The sequence below is a fragment of the Leisingera sp. S232 genome (assembly GCF_049800895.1).
Taxonomy (GTDB): Bacteria; Pseudomonadota; Alphaproteobacteria; order Rhodobacterales; family Rhodobacteraceae; genus Leisingera.
In genome coordinates, this window is record NZ_JBNAFX010000075.1 from 1 (window position 1) to 3,066 (window position 3,066).

General features: G+C 57.4%; 4 protein-coding genes and 1 tRNA gene. 3 read left to right on the forward strand and 2 right to left on the reverse strand.

All coding sequences use genetic code 11. The features are described from left to right. The first annotated feature begins 49 nt into the window (after positions 1-49). A tRNA-Met gene (locus ACP151_RS21190) sits at positions 50-126 on the forward strand. On the opposite strand, the gene ACP151_RS21195 is transcribed toward ACP151_RS21190, so the two are convergent. Further along, on the reverse strand, positions 83-823 hold the full coding sequence (locus ACP151_RS21195) for a zinc ribbon domain-containing protein (protein WP_424980778.1): 741 nt from the start codon (positions 821-823) through the stop codon (positions 83-85). The two genes, ACP151_RS21190 and ACP151_RS21195, sit on opposite strands and share 44 nt — an antisense overlap. A gap of 134 nt (positions 824-957) precedes the next feature. On the opposite strand from ACP151_RS21195, the gene tnpB reads away from it, so the two are divergent. Then, positions 958-1,332 carry an IS66 family insertion sequence element accessory protein TnpB gene (tnpB, locus tag ACP151_RS21200; RefSeq protein WP_424980776.1) on the forward strand — a complete coding sequence of 125 codons (375 nt, stop codon included), beginning with the start codon at positions 958-960 and terminating at the stop codon, positions 1,330-1,332. A gap of 1 nt (position 1,333) precedes the next feature. After that, positions 1,334-2,428 (forward strand): AAA family ATPase, encoded by a 1,095-nt coding sequence (locus tag ACP151_RS21205; RefSeq protein ID WP_424980777.1) that lies wholly within the window; start codon positions 1,334-1,336, stop codon positions 2,426-2,428. A gap of 161 nt (positions 2,429-2,589) precedes the next feature. Here ACP151_RS21205 and ACP151_RS21210 read toward each other — a convergent pair whose 3' ends face one another. Next, positions 2,590-3,060, reverse strand: coding sequence for a M48 family metallopeptidase (locus tag ACP151_RS21210; protein WP_424980779.1), 471 nt, complete (start codon positions 3,058-3,060; stop codon positions 2,590-2,592). Positions 3,061-3,066: the final 6 nt, after the last annotated feature.

Below are 3,066 nucleotides of genomic sequence, written 5' to 3' on the forward strand. Positions count from 1 at the left end.
CAAACCTAGTAAAATCCAGAAATCTCTCTAAACGATCAATATACCCTGACGCGGGATGGAGCAGCCAGGTAGCTCGTCAGGCTCATAACCTGAAGGTCGTAGGTTCAAATCCTACTCCCGCAACCAACACAATACCCTCAGATATATCAAAGACTTCCGGCGCGCCGTCCGAGGCCTTCTTCGTGTTCGCGCCTTCCGCATCCGCCGCAAGCCGCAGCAGCCCCGCCAGATCCCCCTCCAGCGTCAAATCCAGGCCGGTGCCCTCCGCCGCAGGCGTCAGCACGATCCGCTCCACCAATGCCCGCAGCGCCTCCTTGGCCTCTTCCATGCCTTCGGTCGCGCCAAGGGTCCGGATCAGCCGGGTGACCCGCTCGCGGTAGGCCTCCGCCATCGACGGGTGAAACACCACCGTGTCCGGGGCAGGGGTCTGCTCCAGCTCCCGCTCCAGCTGTTGGCGCCGCGTGTCGAGATCGATCATACGGTCCTTCACCTGGTCTGCGGGAATGCCCGCAATGATCGCATCTACCAGCTTCTGGTGGTCGCGTTTAGCACGGTCGAGCGCCTGTTCCTTTTCCTTGCGGTTCCCGGCGGCTGCGGCCTTCAGCCGGTTGCGCTCGGCAGTGTATTCTTTGCAAGAGACCTGCACCGCATCCGGATCCATCAGGTGGTTGGCCAGCGCGTCCAGCACCCGGACTTCCAAGTCAGCCTGTTTGATAGTGCGCTTGTTGCTGCAGACCGCGGCACCCTTGTTCCGGGCCGGGGAACAGCCGAAGCTGTCCTTGGAGATCTTGGCAAAGCCGCCGCCGCAGCAGCCGCAGGCCATCAGGCTGGAGAACAGCGTCTTCGGGCGGCGCCTGAATTTGCGCGTTTCCACAGCGGTGCGCTGTGTTTTGAATCCCCAGTTAGCATACCGGAAGCCGATTTAATGAAACTCATTCGGGTTGCCGGTCAAACCTCATGATCGCTCCGTCAAACTCATTCAAGATTTACCTGGCGACCACGCCTGTCGATTTCCGAAAGAGCATTGACGGCCTCGCCAACTACGTCATGAGCAACTTCGAACTCGACCCGTTTTCAGGTGCCTTTTTCGTGTTCCGTTCCAAGGGGCGTGACAAGATCAAGGTGCTTATGTGGGACGGTACTGGCCTGGTTCTGATCTACAAGCGCATCGAAGGCGGTGGTTTCATCTGGCCCAAGTTGTCGGATGGGACAATGACCCTGACGAAGGCCCAATTCGAAGCCCTGTTCGAAGGGATAGATTGGCGCCGGGTTGCTTCTGCGCCGTATCACCGTCCCGCTCCCTTTCAAAGCCAGCATGCCGAGGATCAATAGAATGCCATTGATACCCTTCATTGATGTCCGATTTTTCCCGCCTGAGGAAACCAGGGAAAGACTGGAAAAGCGTTTCACCCGGCATTTGCGGCTGTTGAGGTGCGGGCTCGTAGCCGCTCTTAGATCTGGCAAACAACAGTTGCCCGAGGGGGATGCCGATAAGCTGCTGTCGGTAGATATTACGCACATTGACAGGATCCGCGTTCAAAGACGCGCCGGAAGGATCATTGAACGCAGACAGGCTGCGTCCGGTCTCGCTCATCTCGTCAGAGCTGACCGCGAGCGTCTCACGACGCTGCGTGACGGGGTCAATCTCGTGGAAATACCTACCGAGCATCGTGCTGATGAAATTGCTGCGGCGCTGCATGAAGAAATGCCGTGGATGGGCGCCGCGACCGAGCAGATATGGCACGCGATGCGGAGGTCGGTTCGAGACGGGACAGCAGGCCTTCGCTTGCCGCCTATTCTACTTGATGGACCGCCTGGAATTGGAAAGAGCCATTGGGCCCGCCGCCTGGGTGAATTGCTGTCGGTTCCTACGACAGTGATCGAAGCTACCAATGAGAACGCATCCTTCGGAATCGTTGCCTCACAGAAAGGCTGGAGCAATGCTGCTCCCGGCCGAATTTTGGAAACCATTCTTCAATCTCGGGTCGCGAACCCGGTGGTTGTCGTTGACGAGGTCGAAAAAGCCGACACGGCGAAATCTGTATCAGGACGAGCGTTTGGGCTGACCGAGGCTTTGCTGCCCCTTCTTGAGCCTCTGACGGCGCAAAACTGGAGCTGCCCATACTATCAAGTGAAATTCGACATGAGCTGGGTGGCATGGGTGCTGACCTCGAATGACTTCCGGAGCCTGCCCGAGCCTCTTCTAAGCAGATGCCCACCAATCCGTTTGCGGCATCTGACACAAGCTGAGCTGGTGAAATTTATTCGCCGCGAGGGTCACAAGAAGGGTATTGATGACACAGGGATCGAAGCTGCAGTGGAAGCGTTCAATCGCTCGGGCCGGAAGAACCAGAGTATGAGCTTGCGAACCGCAGCGCGTGTAATCCAGCGCGCTTATGATCTCGAGCGCCACCCGATTTTGCATTGAGCATGACGTGGATAAGCCGAACGTTAAAACGAACGGTGGCCTAGGAGCATAACATCAAGTCGCGCAGCCGCGGCGGCATACGCAACTTTGAAAATGATCCCGAGCGTGTTCGGCGATTTGTCGAGCGAGGAAGGGAGTTGCGGCAGGCGCTGGAAAAGGCGCTAGAAACCGAGAAGGCGTGTGTGAATGTACTGAGACGCGGATGGCAGTTCGTTCCACGCGGCGAGCGGATACTGATTGAGTTCGGCGCGTACACTGCGCCACCTCGGCATATTGTCGTCAAGTACTTTGAGGAAACGTTCATCATGGCGAGGCGATATCAGGTGGGCGAGTTCATGCAGCAGTACATAGTCAATTGTCCGAGCGGGCTTTTTAGAGAGCTCGAGGTTTAGCCAGACGATTTTCTTGTCCGGATTGCAGCTCCCCCATTTCGTTTTCATCGGCCGGATGCCCCAGGCTTCGGTGGCGACGCCCAAGTGTGACGACCAATGCGCAAGCCGTGGAGCTACGTGGCGTTGTTGCACAAAGGCCGTAGAGGATTCACTTTGCGAATCCCGTAGGTTAGATCGGCGGCATGCCGAAGCCTGCCTCTTCCCGCTATCGAACAACGAACTGGTCCAACTATAACGCATCACTTC